Annotated in this window: 16 protein-coding genes; 8 read left to right on the top strand and 8 right to left on the bottom strand. The window is 41.5% G+C overall.

Annotated elements, in window-relative coordinates:
- Positions 1-533 precede the first annotated feature (533 nt).
- On the top strand, positions 534-1,073 hold the full coding sequence (locus PSM_RS00180) for a gamma carbonic anhydrase family protein (protein ID WP_013463677.1): 540 nt from the start codon (positions 534-536) through the stop codon (positions 1,071-1,073).
- A gap of 14 nt (positions 1,074-1,087) precedes the next feature.
- On the opposite strand, the gene PSM_RS00175 is transcribed toward PSM_RS00180, so the two are convergent.
- Entirely contained in the window at positions 1,088-1,342 is a 255-nt protein-coding gene (locus PSM_RS00175) for a DUF1488 domain-containing protein (protein WP_013463676.1), read from the bottom strand.
- Positions 1,339-2,163, bottom strand: coding sequence for a shikimate dehydrogenase (gene aroE / locus PSM_RS00170; protein WP_013463675.1), 825 nt, complete (start codon positions 2,161-2,163; stop codon positions 1,339-1,341). The genes PSM_RS00175 and aroE overlap by 4 nt, the downstream gene beginning before the upstream one ends.
- 52 nt (positions 2,164-2,215) lie before the next feature.
- Here aroE and PSM_RS00165 point away from each other — a divergent pair, with 52 nt between their 5' ends.
- Together PSM_RS00165 and PSM_RS00160 are read left to right on the top strand one after the other, a co-directional pair.
- Positions 2,216-2,653, top strand: a complete 438-nt coding sequence (locus tag PSM_RS00165; protein WP_013463674.1) for a group II truncated hemoglobin — start codon at positions 2,216-2,218, stop codon at positions 2,651-2,653.
- A 102-nt stretch (positions 2,654-2,755) separates the two neighbouring features.
- On the top strand, positions 2,756-4,360 hold the full coding sequence (locus tag PSM_RS00160) for a methyl-accepting chemotaxis protein (protein ID WP_013463673.1): 1,605 nt from the start codon (positions 2,756-2,758) through the stop codon (positions 4,358-4,360).
- Between the two features lie 46 nt (positions 4,361-4,406).
- On the opposite strand, the gene hemF is transcribed toward PSM_RS00160, so the two are convergent.
- The 6 genes from hemF to PSM_RS00130 form a co-directional block, all read right to left on the bottom strand.
- Positions 4,407-5,324 (bottom strand): oxygen-dependent coproporphyrinogen oxidase, encoded by a 918-nt coding sequence (gene hemF, locus PSM_RS00155; protein WP_013463672.1) that lies wholly within the window; start codon positions 5,322-5,324, stop codon positions 4,407-4,409.
- A 2-nt stretch (positions 5,325-5,326) separates the two neighbouring features.
- Entirely contained in the window at positions 5,327-5,890 is a 564-nt protein-coding gene (locus PSM_RS00150) for an L-threonylcarbamoyladenylate synthase (protein WP_013463671.1), read from the bottom strand.
- Between the two features lie 23 nt (positions 5,891-5,913).
- On the bottom strand, positions 5,914-6,489 hold the full coding sequence (locus PSM_RS00145) for a DNA topoisomerase family protein (protein WP_013463670.1): 576 nt from the start codon (positions 6,487-6,489) through the stop codon (positions 5,914-5,916).
- A gap of 138 nt (positions 6,490-6,627) precedes the next feature.
- Complete coding sequence (locus tag PSM_RS00140; RefSeq protein ID WP_013463668.1) at positions 6,628-7,101, bottom strand: DUF494 family protein; 474 nt, start codon at positions 7,099-7,101, stop codon at positions 6,628-6,630.
- Position 7,102: 1 nt separating this feature from the next.
- Positions 7,103-8,194 carry a DNA-processing protein DprA gene (gene dprA, locus PSM_RS00135; RefSeq protein ID WP_013463667.1) on the bottom strand — a complete coding sequence of 364 codons (1,092 nt, stop codon included), beginning with the start codon at positions 8,192-8,194 and terminating at the stop codon, positions 7,103-7,105.
- 28 nt (positions 8,195-8,222) lie between these two features.
- Complete coding sequence (locus PSM_RS00130; protein WP_013463666.1) at positions 8,223-9,344, bottom strand: LysM peptidoglycan-binding domain-containing protein; 1,122 nt, start codon at positions 9,342-9,344, stop codon at positions 8,223-8,225.
- Positions 9,345-9,463: 119 nt separating this feature from the next.
- Between PSM_RS00130 and def the strand changes: the two genes are divergently transcribed.
- From def to PSM_RS00105, 5 genes are all read left to right on the top strand, one after another.
- On the top strand, positions 9,464-9,970 hold the full coding sequence (gene def / locus PSM_RS00125) for a peptide deformylase (RefSeq protein ID WP_013463665.1): 507 nt from the start codon (positions 9,464-9,466) through the stop codon (positions 9,968-9,970).
- A gap of 31 nt (positions 9,971-10,001) precedes the next feature.
- A complete protein-coding gene (gene fmt / locus PSM_RS00120) occupies positions 10,002-10,955 on the top strand; it encodes a methionyl-tRNA formyltransferase (RefSeq protein ID WP_013463664.1) in 954 nt (317 codons plus the stop codon).
- Entirely contained in the window at positions 10,948-12,243 is a 1,296-nt protein-coding gene (gene rsmB, locus PSM_RS00115) for a 16S rRNA (cytosine(967)-C(5))-methyltransferase RsmB (RefSeq protein WP_013463663.1), read from the top strand. The genes fmt and rsmB overlap by 8 nt, the downstream gene beginning before the upstream one ends.
- A 75-nt stretch (positions 12,244-12,318) precedes the next feature.
- Positions 12,319-13,695 (top strand): Trk system potassium transporter TrkA, encoded by a 1,377-nt coding sequence (trkA, locus tag PSM_RS00110; protein ID WP_008112933.1) that lies wholly within the window; start codon positions 12,319-12,321, stop codon positions 13,693-13,695.
- 354 nt (positions 13,696-14,049) lie between these two features.
- Positions 14,050-16,038 carry a TonB-dependent siderophore receptor gene (locus PSM_RS00105; RefSeq protein WP_013463662.1) on the top strand — a complete coding sequence of 663 codons (1,989 nt, stop codon included), beginning with the start codon at positions 14,050-14,052 and terminating at the stop codon, positions 16,036-16,038.
- Positions 16,039-16,073 lie beyond the last annotated feature (35 nt).

The following is a 16,073-nucleotide window of genomic DNA, read 5'->3' as shown; positions in this document are numbered from 1 at the left end:
TGAATTGACTGTGCTGAATAATTACCTAAGTAATTATTCTGTTGGTCACTCAGTTTAAATTGAGACTCTAAATTTGTTTTCCTCGTTACTTGCTCAATAAAGAACGAAGTAGCTTGGCTGTTAGAACTCAATCTGTACGAGTGCCCACACAGATGATTGCTTTATATTGTTAAAGAACGTTGCGACGTTGTCGCTAGGGATGCGTATAATACATCCTTTATTTTTCGAGTCAACACTTAATTTTAAACTTTCTTGCGATGATTTAAACTTAAGTTTTACTTAACTCTCTGAGTAGCTCATGCCTCGCTATGCGTTGGCCTTCCCCGTCTCAGTGGGGTCGCATTATAGGGAGAACAGATTTTTACGCAAGTACTTTTTTAAAGAAAAACTAAAAAAACACACTGTTCGGTCAGTATCTGAGCTAAAACAGATGAAACAGCTAGTTTTATAATCAAATCAGGCTTTGCTGGTACTTAAATAAGCGCTACTGTTACACTGATACTATTCATATTGTTTAATTTAAAGGTGCTTATATGGCAATACGTTCTTATAAAGGAATAACTCCTGCGTTTAATGATTCTGTTTATATAGACGAGTCGTCTGTATTAGTCGGTGATATCACCCTAGGTGATGATAGTAGTGTATGGCCACTAGTTGCTGCCCGTGGTGATGTTAATCATATTCGTATCGGTAAGCGTACTAATATACAAGATGGCAGTGTTTTACATTTATCAAGAGCGACTAAAAGCAATCCTGAGGGTTACCCACTTATTATTGGTGATGATGTTACCGTGGGTCATAAGGTAATGCTGCATGGCTGCGTTCTAGGTAACCGCATACTCGTGGGCATGGGCGCTATTATTATGGATAACGTAATTGTAGAAGACGAGGTGATTATTGGTGGTGGTGCTTTAGTACCTCCTAATAAGCGTTTAGAGTCTGGCTATTTGTATGTAGGTAGCCCAGCGAAACAAGCCCGCCCTTTAACAGATCAAGAGCTGAGCTTTTTAAAAGTGTCTGCCGATAATTACGTGCAGCTTAAAGATGAATACTTAGCTGAAGACGCGAAATAACCACAACTTTTTGCTTAATTAAGTAAACTCACTTCTATTTGCCCTGCCGAGTTATAGCTTTCGTCTTCGATTAGCTGCTCGGCACGCTCTTCATAATCAAATCGATATTGTTCAAAATAACGCGTTGCATGACTCTCATCGGCTAAATTTAAACTACTTACAGCAATCACACACTCAACTAGCATTCCGCTTACTTGTGCAAAAAAAACTAATTGATGAGTTGGCTCTCTAAATTCGAGTCGGTCTATAAACTGTATTGCTTGATTCATTTAAGTACTCCCTGCTTTAATGCAATAACAACGGGAACAATGTCCGGCATTTTATTTCGCCATACATAATAAGCTTGTGCAGCTTGCCCTACTAACATGCCACTGCCATCTAATAGCTTAGCCGCTTTATTGTGTTCGCTCACCCAATTCATAAATAGCGTATTTTGCGTCGCATAAAACATATCATAAGCCATTTCACATGCGCTTAAGTGCTTTTCGCTTAACGCAGGTAACTCGTTATTCATGCTACTTGAGGTTGAGTTAATAACTAAATGATAATCGGCAGAAGGAAGGTCGTCAAAACCATACCCCGAAACATTGCCGTGCCCAGTAAAGAGTTTTGCCAATGTTTGGGCTTTGTGTGCCGTGCGATTAACGATAATGATTTCTTTAGGCTGCTGCTCAAGTAAAGGTAAAATAACACCACGGGCAGCGCCACCTGCACCAATGATCAGCAGGCGTTTACCTGTTATTATTATTTTATTCGCTAGTAAATCGTTCACAAAGCCTATGCCGTCGGTGTTATCACCGAGTAAGGTACCATCATCGCGCTTTTTAAGGGTGTTTACTGCGCCTGCAAGTTTAGCAACTGGGGTTAGTTCATCGGCTAAAGCAAAGGCCTGCTCTTTAAAAGGAACAGTGACATTTGCGCCTTTGCCTCCTTGCTCAAAAAAAGTCGCGACTGTTTTTTCAAACTCATCGATAGGTGCTAAGATTGCGCTATAGTCGATTTGCTCTCCCAATGACTTAGCAAACTGCTGATGTATGCTGGGAGATTTTGAATGTTTGATTGGATTTCCAAAAACCGCATATTTGTCCATTTTAAACAACCTCTTTGCAGTTTTAGTACTGCCTATTAACGATGATAAAACTATGATTAAAAGACTCTTTTCAAGATCAAAGCCGTCTACAACCACTCAAGCGCCTACGCCAGAGAAAACCCCGTATGAAATCATCGGCGGAGAAGCGCCCACGCGTGCAATTGCCAATAGATTCTACGACATAATGGCCAGCGATGAATACGCTAAACCGTTATATGATATGCATCCTCAACCATTAGATAGAATTCGCCAAGTATTTTTTGAGTTTTTATCGGGTTGGCTTGGTGGCCCAGACTTATTTGTAGAAAAACATGGCCATCCAATGCTGCGCAAACGCCATATGCCATTTCCTATTGATCAAGATTTACGTGATCAGTGGATGTATTGCATGAATAAAACCTTAGACATAGAAATTGATAACCCCGTTTTACGCGAAGGTTTACGCCAATCACTGGCACAGCTTGCCAGTCATATGATTAATCAGCATTAATTTACCCCGTTCTTTAATTGGGTATTATTTGCGCTAAGTCAAAACCCGCTTTTCTAAAATAGAGATAATACCCTATCAAATAGTTAGAAAAGCGTGGCGCGTGTGAAATCAATCCAACATAAAATTTATGCTTTGTTAGCGTTAACCGGCATTATTGTACTCATAGCCAGTATTTTTAGTAGTACGAGCCAACAGCGCACACTCGCACAAGATACGGTAGCAGAAAACATCAAGCTACTTGCCGACAATTACTTCGACTCAATAAACACCATGATGCTAACGGGCACTATGGCTAATCGAGAATTATTGAGTCAAAAGCTGCGTAAACATCCTAATATTGAAGACGCCCATATTATTCGCTCTGACATAGTCAATAAGCTGTATGGACCAGGCAATAAAAACCAAACAGCGAGTAATAATAGCGAACGCGAAGCGCTGCAAGGCAAAGAAAGTTTATTTATAGAGCAAAGCAATAATAATCGCAGTATGACCTACCTTCGTCCTATGTTTGCTAGCACAGACTACAAAGGTACAAACTGTTTGGGCTGCCATCAAGCACAAGAAGGCGATGTACTGGGTGTGGTAAAAATTAGCTATTCCTTAGCCGATATTGATAGCGAGGTAACTTACAACACCTTAATAACCACCAGCCTACTGTCTACTATTTTTATTATTGCCTTTGTGCTGCTAGGTATAGTGTTTAGAAAAATATTTATAGTGCGCCTTAAAAAGCTCGGCCATGCAATGCACTTAGCCACTACTAATAAAGATTTAACCTTACGCATTGAAGATAACGCCGAAGATGAACTCGGCTGGCTTGCCACTAGTTTTAACCAAATGATTGCTACGTTTAAAGATAACATTACTCAGGTATCTCACTCTTCAAAAGTGCTTATTCATTCAGCAGAGAAAATTTATACTTCTGCCGATACTACTGAGCGCGCTATTTTAGAACAAAAGAAAAGTACCGACTCGGTAGCTGCAGCAATTAATGAGCTAGAAAGCTCATCCAATGAAGTAAGAAACACCACTCATTTTGCTCAAGAAAAATCTGAGAACAGTAATGAGCTAGCACAGCAAAGCATGCAGGTTGCAGAGCAAACCGAACTCAGTATAAATCAACTAGCTGAAGATGTACGCCAAGCGGCAGATCAAGTGAGACAACTGCAAGAGCAAACGCTTGAAGTGGGTAAAGTGCTTGAGGTGATCAGCAGTATCGCCGAGCAAACAAATTTATTAGCACTTAATGCAGCCATTGAAGCTGCCCGTGCAGGTGAAGCAGGCCGAGGGTTTGCCGTTGTTGCTGATGAAGTACGAACTTTAGCAACCCGAACTCATGCCTCTACCGATGAAATACGCCGTACTATAGATAAGTTGCAATCAGAAGCAGCGCAAACAGTTAAAACCATGGGTGAGTCCTGTGCGGAGGCAGACGAAAGAGCGCAACAAGTACAACAAGTTGCACAGGCTTTAAAAGATATTTCTAGCCAAATGAATGAAATAAATGAGCTGAATATTCAAATAGCCGATGCGACAGAGCAGCAAAATCTAGCCGCCGAAGAAATAAACAGAAGCGTTGTTGGTATCAGTGATAATGCAGAGCAATCGTTAGTAGATGCGGATGAAAATCAAAAAGTCAGTGAAGAGTTACTCAATTTAGCTCGCTCGTTAGATGAGCAGGTACGAAGCTTTAAACTAAAACAATAATTTTAAAAGCCAGTCAATAAGTAGTTTATTGACTGGCATATCATTCTTAGCCCAAAGCTAACCAATCACGTGGCTTTAAGAAATCTTTATATAGTAATGCCTCTGCACTGTCTTCGGCTGGGGTATAGTTATATTCCCAACGTGCTAAAGGTGGCATCGACATTAAAATAGATTCAGTTCGGCCACCGCTTTGTAAGCCAAATAATGTGCCGCGGTCCCAGACTAAATTAAACTCAACATAACGACCACGGCGATATAATTGAAAGTCGCGTTGTTGTTCGGTGTACTTATCGTTCTTGCGACGCTCAATAATAGGAACGTAAGCATCTAAAAAGCCATTACCCACCGATTGCATAAATGCAAAGCTTTGCTCAAAACCTAACTCATTCAAATCGTCAAAAAATAAGCCGCCTACGCCACGAGTTTCATCTCGATGTTTTAAATAAAAGTATTCGTCACACCATTTTTTATATTTTGGATAAACATCATCACCAAACGGCTGACACACATCGTGCGCAACTTGGTGCCAATGCACTACATCTTCAAGTACAGGATAAAACGGGGTTAAATCAAAACCACCACCAAACCACCAAATCGGTTCTTCACCTTCTTTTTCGGCAATAAAAAAGCGTACATTGGCATGGCTTGTTGGTATATGCGGGTTTTTAGGGTGGATCACTAACGATACACCACACGCATGAAAACTGCGTCCGGCAAGCTCAGGTCTATGGGCAGTGGCAGAGCCCGGCATAGAGGCACCAAATACATGAGAGTAATTAACCCCCCCTTGCTCAATCACATTACCATTAGTGATAACGCGAGTACGACCACCGCCGCCCTCTTCTCGCTGCCAGCTGTCTTCAACAAACTGTGCTTTTCCATCAGCCGCTTCTAAGCCTTGGCAAATGGTGTCTTGCAAAGCCATAAAGTACGCTTTTACTTGTTTTAATAATTCGCTTTGCATCGTTAACCTCTGAATACATTGCCTGTCATGGCATCTTTAATGGTACTTGGTTGCGTATTACCACCTAATGGTTCATCAACATAAAAACTAACCTGCTCGGCAAACTGCTGCTGAGCTTCAACAATACTTGTTACCGTTGCTTGGCCGGTTAAATTAGCACTTGTTGATACCAGTGGTTTACCAAACTGTTGGCATAAACGTTTAACTGTAGGGTGGTTAGTTACTCTTACTGCAATAGTATCAAACTGCCCTGTTAACCACTTTGGGGTAGACTTAGCTGCAGGCATCACCCAAGTGAGTGCGCCTGGCCAACTTGAAAAAATATCGGCACGTTTATCCATAGGCAGCTTAGCGTCATCGACGTATTTTAATAATTGCCCGTAATTGTCAGCAATTAAAATAAGCCCTTTTTCAACGGGGCGTTGTTTAATACTCAATAAACGTTCCACCGCCTGTTGATTGTCAGGATCGCAACCAAGGCCATAAACAGCTTCGGTTGGGTATAAAATAACATCGCCTTGTTCTAAGCTAGTTATTGCAGCAGATAAAGAAGAAAGGTCAGACAAAATTGTCTCCAGAGATATTTACGTTATTCAGTGGCAGCAAACTTATGCATACAGCTTTTTTGTGGGCATTGTAACACAACACCACTCGCGGTTTTTTTCTCAGTAACAACTGGCCAGTCACATACAGGACACGCTTGAGCTACAGGTTTATGATTAAGCGTATATTTACAGCTTGGATAACAGTCGCAAGAATAAAACACTTTCCCAAATTTATTGCTGCGTGAAACCAAGTGGCCTTTTTTACATTTAGGGCAACTAATCACAGGCTCTTCACTTGGCGTATCGTCATGCTCACTGGCAATATAATGACATTCAGGGTAACCGGTACAGCCAATAAACATACCGTAGCGGCCATTTTTCACCACCAGCGGCTTGCTACACTCTGGACACTCGCTGTCCTCAAGTATTTTGATTTCATTGCTATCATGATGTGCAAGCGGGCGAATAAAATCGCACTTAGGATAACTAGCGCAGCCTAAAAAAGGCCCAGATTTACTATTACGAATGACGAGTTCTGAACCACATTGCGGGCATATCTCATATTCTTTTTCTAAGGCGTGTTTATTAGCCGAGAAAAGTGAATGATCGATTTTACTCATGTAAATCCTAGTGGTTGGTGAATTTTCGCCTAATATACCCAAAACCCTTAAAGATACAAGCTATGGCAGTCGGTTTGTTAACGCTGAAAATAATAAAACACGCAATAATGATTACTCACATCATTAGTCGTGAACCTGTTAATGTAACACTTCACTGGGCTCATCAAAAATAAGATCTTCCATTTGCTCATACGCCTGCTGAGAATCAGGGGCGTTAAATAACACCATAAGAATTAACCATTTTAAATCTTCCAAAGTAATAGCTGAATTATCAAGCGCCGCTAAACGGTCCATCACCATTTCACGAGTGGTGCTATTAATAACGCCCGTTTGTTCAACAAACATTAAAAAGCCGCGACACTCGGTGTCGAGAACTTGGCACTCACTGTCGGTAAAAATACGCACTGCATGTTGTGGAGTGGCTAATAAATAAGGCGATTCATTGCTGTATTGTAATGCGGCAAGTTGATCTAACCAGTCAATGGCTTTGTTAATTTCGGGTTTGTTAAACCCAGCGCGGAGTAACTCATCGGTAAGTGTGCTTTGCTCAACAAATACATCACTTTCGCTGTGAACATAGTTTTCAAATAAATACATGAGAATATCAAACATATTATCCTCCAGCGCTTAATTTAATATAGCCGTCTAATACACGTTCAATTTGATCGTCTAACTCTAAATCAAGCAATCGCGCTTGTACTTTATCAATTGGCCACTGTACTCGACGCATAATATCGTCCACACTGGTCACCTCAAAACCAATACTGTTAAGCACCTCGCAATCTGAGGTTACAGCATCAGTTAACTCTTTATAGTTTAGACCAGAAGGGTATGAAAAGTTCATCTCATCAAGAATATCGGCGACGTTTTCTACCAGCTTAGCACCTTGCTTAATTAAAAAATGACTTGCTTGTGCCAGCGGGTTTTTAATTGAGCCTGGCACCGCAAAAACGTCTTTATTTTGTTCAAGCGCATAACGTACGGTGATCAGTGAGCCACTTTTAATTTCGGCTTCAACAATTAAAACGCCTAAAGAGAGTCCTGAAATAATACGATTACGCCGTGGAAAGTTATGCGCGTTGGCCGCGGTGCCCGGTAAAAACTCACTTACCAATAAACCCTGTGTTAATACTTGCTCTGTAAGTAACTTATGGCGTTTAGGGTAATAAACATCAACACCAGTCCCCAGTACGGCAATGGTTTTACCATTTCCTGCCAGCGCTCCTTTATGGGCAGCACCATCAATGCCACGCGCCATACCAGAGGTTACTGTTATGCCAGCAAGCGTTAGCTGATGTGCAAATTCTGCAGCAATTTCAAGTCCTGTGGTGGTTGCATTTCGACTGCCAACAATCGCAATTTGTGGAGAAGACAGTAAGCTGATATCGCCTTTACAAAAAAGTAATAATGGCGCACTGGCTATTTGTTTTAGGTGTTCTGGGTAGGTGGTATCAAAAATACTAATAACAATAATATGTTGCTGGCTAATAAGCTGTTCATAATGCGCAACTTGCTGCCAATTTGTATTAAGTAAATTGCTTGCTTGGCTCGCTGTTAAGCCCAACATAACCAGCTGGGAATGGGATAAGGAAAACAGCGACTCTAAACTGTGCTGCTTAGAGAGGGCTAATAGCGTTTTTATTCCAAGCCCTTTGCATAAGTAAAAGGCAAGCCAATGGCTTAGCTTGCCAAACGATTGCTCCATGTTCCCTCCTAGAACACCGACTCGCTACTTAATGAATTACTGCCAAATCTCCAATGCGAATTGGGTGCTGATTTTTAGTGATCAGCGCATAACTAACTTTGTCATACACTTTAAAAATAATCATTTCACCAACTTTCTCTGCTGGCATTTTCCAAGTAACGCTATCTTCATCGGTTTCTGAGCCAAATAATTCGCTAGTAGCCGATACCAATTTTTCTAAACGACTTGAATCTTCGGTATAACGCGGGCCTCTGGCACTATCAATCACCTTAGGTGACTGACGTTCAATATCCAGTACATGACCTACTTTAACTTGTTGCTCTGAACCTAAGTTTAGCACCACTACATCCATAGTGCTAAATTCTCTCACCTCGCGCGGAGAGGCAATCACTTGACCCTGCATTGGCTGTTCAGGACGATGCATCTCAAAATATACTGGCAGCATCTGCCCTTCCATTGCAGGTAATAAAAAGTCACCCTGTTTGATCTCACGTTTTACTGATTCAACTCTTACTGAGGCAGGTTCGCCATTGGCCGCATCACCTGTTCTAAATGCACGAGCCATACCCACATAAGATGCTCTACTCGCTAACTCTTCACCGGTATTAGGGTCAGTATAAGGCGCACCTTTATGATAAATAGCATATGCCTGATGACGTTTTAAGTTACCTTTTACATATAAAATATGGTCAATAGTTTGGGTTTTGGTATTTTCGTTGGCGCCCAAAATATAGGGCTTTTCTTTTATGGTATCGCTGTTAATAGCTTGCTCAAACGACAAATACGGTTTAATCAACGCAAGAGGTAAAGTTGTTATCGCATCTTTCCCTTTTGGCGTAATACGTCCCATAGGTGATAGCTTTCGATACGCTTTATTAATCACTAAACGCGGATTACCGTCTGTATCGTAAATTAATGCTAACGCATCTCCCGGATAAATAAGGTGAGGGTTGTCTATTTGTGGGTTCATTTGCCATAGTTCAGGCCATAACCAAGGTTCGTTTAGATATATAGCTGAGATATCCCAAAGCGTGTCACCTTTTTTCACAACATACTGTTTAGGTGCATCTTTTTTTATAGTTAGTACATCTGCCAGCACAGGAAAAGTTGCACCTAATGCAAGTATAATTGCAATTAATGGAGATTTCATTGAGCTTCCTCATAGTGTTTTTTCATTATTATTAACCAAAACCTGTTAAAGGGGAACGTGAATGGCTAAAATAAGAACATACAATACCCTAAATTTAAGCATAAGTGTAAAAGGTAACTATGGCTAGGTTAGAAGTTTTAAGATTTCCAGATGAACGTTTACGTACAATCGCAAAAGAAGTAACTGTTGTTGACGATCAAGTGCGTGAAATTGTCAAAGATATGCTAGAAACTATGTACGATGAAAATGGTATTGGGCTTGCTGCTACACAGGTTGATATTCACCAGCGTATTGTGGTGATCGACGTATCAGAAGAGCGCAATGAACCACTCGTGCTTATCAATCCGCAAATTATCAAAAAAGATGGCTCAACCGTGAGCGAAGAAGGCTGTTTATCAGTTCCTCATTCGTATGCAAAAGTTGACCGTGCAGAAACCGTTACCGTAGCTGCACTGAACGAAGAAGGTAAAGAATTTATTCTTGATGCTGACGAATTATTAGCGATTTGTATTCAGCATGAACTTGATCACCTTCAAGGTAAATTATTTATTGATTATTTATCTCCATTAAAGCGCCAACGCATTCGTAAAAAGCTTGAAAAAGAAGCGAAGTTTGCAGCGCAGTAATAAGCACCTTAGTAAATAATTAGGAAACTCAGTGACACAACCATTACGCATTATATTTGCCGGTACGCCGGACTTTGCTGCACGCCATCTGCAAGCACTCATAAATAGTGAACACCAAATAGTGGGCGTTTACAGTCAACCAGATCGTCCAGCGGGTCGCGGAAAAAAACTAAAAGCCAGTGAAGTAAAAGCGCTTGCATTAGAACATGACCTACCCGTTTTTCAACCGCAATCACTCAAAACAGACGACGCACTTGAAGAGCTAAGCAGCCTCAATGCCGATATCATGATTGTCGTTGCCTACGGTTTAATTTTACCTAAAGCCATTTTAGATGCCCCACGTTTAGGGTGTTTAAATGTACATGGTTCTATTTTACCGCGCTGGCGTGGCGCCGCACCTATTCAACGCGCTATTTGGGCAGGCGATCAGCAAACCGGTGTAACCATAATGCAAATGGATGAAGGGCTAGATACCGGCGATATGCTGCATATTAGCCGCTGCCCTATTGATAGTACTGAAACCAGTGCAAGCTTATACACTAAGCTTGCTGAACTGGGACCTGGTGCATTAATCGATACCATAAATCGTTTAGCTAACGGGGACATAACGCCTGAGCCACAAAACGATGCTGATGCCAATTACGCTAAAAAGCTCTCAAAAGACGAAGCCAACATTGATTGGTCTATGGATGCCGAGCAAATCGAGCGTAACATTCGTGCATTTAACCCATGGCCAGTATGCTTTACCCAAATGCGTGGTAATACGGTAAAAATATACCAAGCAAACGTGGTTGAACAATCAGGCGAAGCTGGCACTGTATTAACAAGTGATAAAAACGGTATCGTTGTGGCTTGTGGTAAACACGCTTTATCTATTGGCGAATTACAACCACAAGGCAAAAAGCCAATGGCAATTAATGATTTTTTAAACGGTCGTAGCCACTGGGTCACACCCGGCACCGTATTAGGCGAAAATAATGAGTAATGTAAGCAATGTCAGAGCGCTAGCCGCTGAAACTTTATATAACGTGGTTGATAAAGGCGCATCGCTTAATCAAGAACTCCCTTTCGCTAGCCAAGGCCTATCTCCTAAAGATAAAGCCTTACTGCAGCAAATTTGCTATGGAGTATTGCGTTACTTACCTAGCCTAGAAAATTATTGCCAGCATTTAGTAGAACAACCGCTTAAAGGCAAACGCCGTATTTTCCAGTTTTTGTTGTATGTGGGCATTTACCAACTACAACACATGCGTGTACCGCCGCATGCAGCAATTAGCGAAACCGTTAATGCGTTACAACAATTACGCGCTCTTGGCTTAAAAGGGCTTATTAACGCCATTTTACGAAGCTTTCAGCGCCAACAAGCTGAGCTTGAAGAAAAAGCCAAACAAATTCCGGTGTGTTTATACAACCATCCAAACTGGTTTATAAAGCAAGTAAAAGAAGCCTACCCAGATAGCTGGGAAGACATTCTAGAAGCTAATCAGCAACAAGCGCCAATGTGGCTTCGAGTGAATCAATCGCAGTTTAGCACCCAAGAATATAGCGAAATGCTAACCGCTAACGATATTGAACATACTCTAAATCCTGATTTTATTGATGGCATTAAACTAAGCAAACCACGCGATGTGTTTTCACTTCCTGAGTTTGATACCGGTGCCTGTTCAGTACAAGACGCGGCAGCGCAGCTTGCTGCACGCTATCTAGACCCACAAAATGGTGATTCAATACTCGATGCCTGCGCAGCGCCTGGTGGTAAAACCTGCCATATTTTAGAGCTTGCCGACGCAGATGTGCTTGCGCTTGATAGCGATGCCACACGCCTAGAACGTGTTAAACAAAACCTAGAACGCATAGGTTTGGGCGCCGACTTACAATGTGGTGATGCATCGCAACCTCACACTTGGTGGGATGAAGAACAGTTTGATCGTATTTTGTTAGATGTACCCTGCTCTGCAACTGGCGTAATTCGTCGTCACCCAGATATTAAATGGTTACGTCGCGCATCCGACATTAACGATTTATCGACCCTCCAAGGCGATATACTCGACAGCATTTGGCCATTGTTAAAGCCAGGCGGTACATTGGTGTATGCAACCTGTTCGGTGCTTCCACAAGAAAACCAACAACAAGTTGCTAAGTTTTTAGCTAATAATGAAGACGCAGAGCATATTCCTTTGCACAGCGAAGACACTAAAACCACACCAGGCTTGCAGTTATTACCAGGCGAAAGTGACGGTTTTTACTACGCTAAATTAGTTAAAAAAGCCTAGGCAACACATTTAGCTACTTCAATTTAGAGGTAGCTAATACTTTGATGTAATTAGTATTAATAATACGGGTACATAATGAAAATAATCATACTCGGTGCTGGGCAAGTTGGCGGCACACTCGCAGAAAACCTAGTGGGTGAACAAAACGAAATAACCGTAGTTGATATCGACGGTAACCGCTTGCGCGAACTGCAAGATAAATACGATTTACAAGGTGTTGCAGGCCACGGCGCCCACCCTGACGTGTTAAGTCGCGCAGGGGCTGAAGATGCCGATATGATTATTGCGGTGACCAGCTCAGATGAAGTTAACATGGTGGCATGCCAAGTTGCCTACAGTATTTTTAATACACCGACCAAAATAGCCCGTATTCGCTCTGAGCAGTATTTAAAATACCGCGAAAAACTCTTTCATAATGATGACTTACCTGTCGATCATTACATAGCCCCAGAAGCACTCGTTACTAAGTATATTCGCCGCCTAATAGACTACCCTGGCGCATTACAAGTACTGCAATTTGCCGATGGCATGCTCTCTTTAGTGGCTGTAAAAGCCTACTATGGCGGCTTATTGGTAGGCTATGCCCTATCTACACTTAAGCAGCATATTCCTAATGTTGAAACTCGAGTGGCCGCTATTTACCGCCAAGGTAAAGCGATAAAACCGTTAGGCACCACCGTAATAGAAGCCGACGATGAAGTATTTTTTATTGCCGCAACCAAACACATTCGTGCGGTAATGAACGAGCTACAAAAGCTGGAACGCTCGTATAAAAAAATCATGATTGCCGGTGGCGGTAATATTGGTGCAGGCCTAGCCCGTTCACTGGAAAGAAACCACAGCGTTAAGTTACTAGAGCGAAGTAAAGAGCGTGCCGAACAGCTTTCTGAAATGCTCGACAACACCGTGGTATTTTGTGGTGATGCATCCGATCAGGAGCTGCTCTCTGAAGAACACATTGAACAGGTTGATGTGTTTATTGCCGTTACCAACGACGATGAAGTAAATATAATGTCGGCTATGCTCGCAAAACGCATGGGGGCACAAAAAACCATGGTGCTTATTCAACGAGGTGCTTACGTTGATTTAGTACAGGGCGGCGAAATTGATATTGCTATTTCACCACAACAAGCGACTATTTCTGCGTTGCTGACTCACGTGCGCCGTGGCGACATTGTAAACGTGTACTCGTTGCGTAAAGGGGCTGCAGAAGCCATAGAAGCCGTTGCCCATGGTGATGAAAATACCTCTAAAGTGGTAGGTCGCGCAATTGCCGATATTAAATTGCCAGCAGGTACCACAATAGGTGCAATTGTGCGAAATGACGATGTACTGATTGCCCATGACGATACAATTATTTTGTCAGGCGATCATGTAATCATGTTCTTAATTGATAAAAAGCACATTAACGTGGTTGAAAAGTTATTCCAAGTTAGCGCAATCTTTTTATAAGTAATTCCTCCTTTTTATTCACAACCCGCTTGTAAGTAAAAAGGAGAACACCTAAAGCTAAATGAAAATCATTATCAAAAGCATTTACTAGCAAAGGAAAATCCATTAGTCTCTTCTTGCTCGATTATCAAGCAGCGACATCTACAGATGTGAAAAGTTAATTTCACGTTTTTAAATAAAAATGGATTTCAAATGATACACCTACTCTCAAAGAAAAATTCTCCCATAACTCATTACACTCTGGTTGGCCTTTTACTTTCAACAGTTTCAACTCAAACGCTCGCCCACACTAGCGAAGGTATCGAAAGGTTAACCGTAATCGGAGAGCAAGCGAAGGGCTATAGAGTTAATTCTATGAGCTCTGCAACTGGCCTTGAGCTATCACATTTGCAAACGCCGCAATCAACGATAGCGATAACAAGCGACTTCATGGCAGACCAACAACTAAATACCGCAATTGAAGCTATAACCAGTGTGACAGGCATAAATGCGCGAGAAGCAGATAATGGTAAGTTTTCTATTTCAGCCCGAGGTATTAGTGTCACCAGCATACTTTATGATGGCATAGCGACCACCTATGACACCCGCTTTAATTATGGAGATAACCTAACCGATACCGCAATTTATGATCGTATCGAAATAGTTAGAGGAGCAACGGGGTTAATGCTGGGCGCGGGTAACCCTTCGGCAGCAATTAACTTGATACGTAAACGCCCAACTGCAAACACTCAAATAAATCTTACTGCTTCATTAGGCTCATGGGACAACTACCGCGCGATGGTGGATGTGTCGGGAAGCATAAATAATAGTGAAAGTATAAGAGGACGAGCTATTGTTGCTTATCAAGATAGACTCTCATATCAAGATCGCTTTTCGCAAACCAGTCAAACATTATATGGCATTATTGAGGCAGATCTTTCTAACAGTACTTTATTGACTCTTGCTGTTGATAATCAATCGACAACCCCTAAAGGAACAATGTCAGGTGGTTTGCCTATTTTTTATAGTGATGGCTCCCGTACAGCTTATGACAGAGATGCTTCAACGGCTCAAGATTGGGCATCTTCTCAAACCGATGCACTTAATGCGTTTATTCGCCTTGAGCATTACTTTAATGCTAACTGGCAGCTAACCGCTAATTATGTCTATGGTGATAACGACCTAAACTATGATGTGTTTTGGGTAAAAGGAGAGCCCGATCCTATAAACAACACTGGAATGATGCCAGGTTCTATAAACTATATTGATGCAAACAGAACGCAGGATACCTATGAGGTCGAACTCAATGGTCGGTTTAATTGGCTGGGCCAAAGTCACCAACTGCTATTTGGTTATAATACCCAAGAGCAACAGTTTTCGACCCCTTATTATGCTAGCCAACAAAGTGACTATGTTATCGGCGATTTCACTGACTCTAGTTATAGCATTGCAAAACCAACTTGGCAGTCAGAAGCCGCTTACGGCTCTTATGGCACAACTAAACAAGATGCGCTTTATGTTGCTGCACAACTAAATATAACCAATGCCTTGTCTTTAATTGTTGGAAGCCGGTTAAATCAATGGCAAACCAAACACGATAATTTTGGTCGCATGCATGATTACAAAATAAGTGATGAACTAACTAATTATTTTGGAGCAACTTATGAACTAACACAGAGTTGGGCTTTGTATGCTAATTACACTGATATTTTTACACCACAAAGTCGAGTTGATAAAAATGGCAATTATTTAAGCCCTATTGAAGGTAAGAATTATGAACTTGGCATAAAAGCTTCTGTACTTGATGAACGTTTAGACATATCCCTTTCTGGATTTAAAATTTATCAAGATAATGTGGGCGAGTACACGGGCGATACCATTGCAGAAACACTTCAGGCCATCTACAAGCCCATTAACGGCACATTAACTCAAGGCTACGAGCTAGAAATCAACGGAAAATTAACCGATAACTGGAACGCTTATTTTGGCTATACCCATAGTAAAGGCGAAAAACCGGATAATACGGTATTAAATACCACCAACCCAAACGATCAATTTAAACTTTTTACTAGCTATCAACTCTCAGGTGCATTAGACAATCTAAAATTGGGTGGAGGCTATCGCTGGCAAAGCAACAGCTATGACGAAGTTAAAAACCCTGTTTATGGCGCTGTTGAGGTAAACCAGCCTAGCTATGGTATTGCAAGCCTAATGGCAAATTATCAAATGAATGAGCAGTTATCTGTTAGTCTAAATATCGATAACTTATTTGATAAGCATTATTACAGTCAAATTGGGTTCTATAACCAATATCGTTATGGTAAGCCAAGAAGCTTCTCTCTCCAACTTAAATATAGCCTCTAACAAGCACAAAAAAGCCGCTGACTATTAAGCGGCTT

The organism is Pseudoalteromonas sp. SM9913, assembly GCF_000184065.1.
In the GTDB taxonomy this organism is placed as follows: domain Bacteria; phylum Pseudomonadota; class Gammaproteobacteria; order Enterobacterales; family Alteromonadaceae; genus Pseudoalteromonas; species Pseudoalteromonas tetraodonis.
Note: the sequence above shows the minus strand (reverse complement) of the source record. Positions and strands in the feature narration are given on the sequence as shown.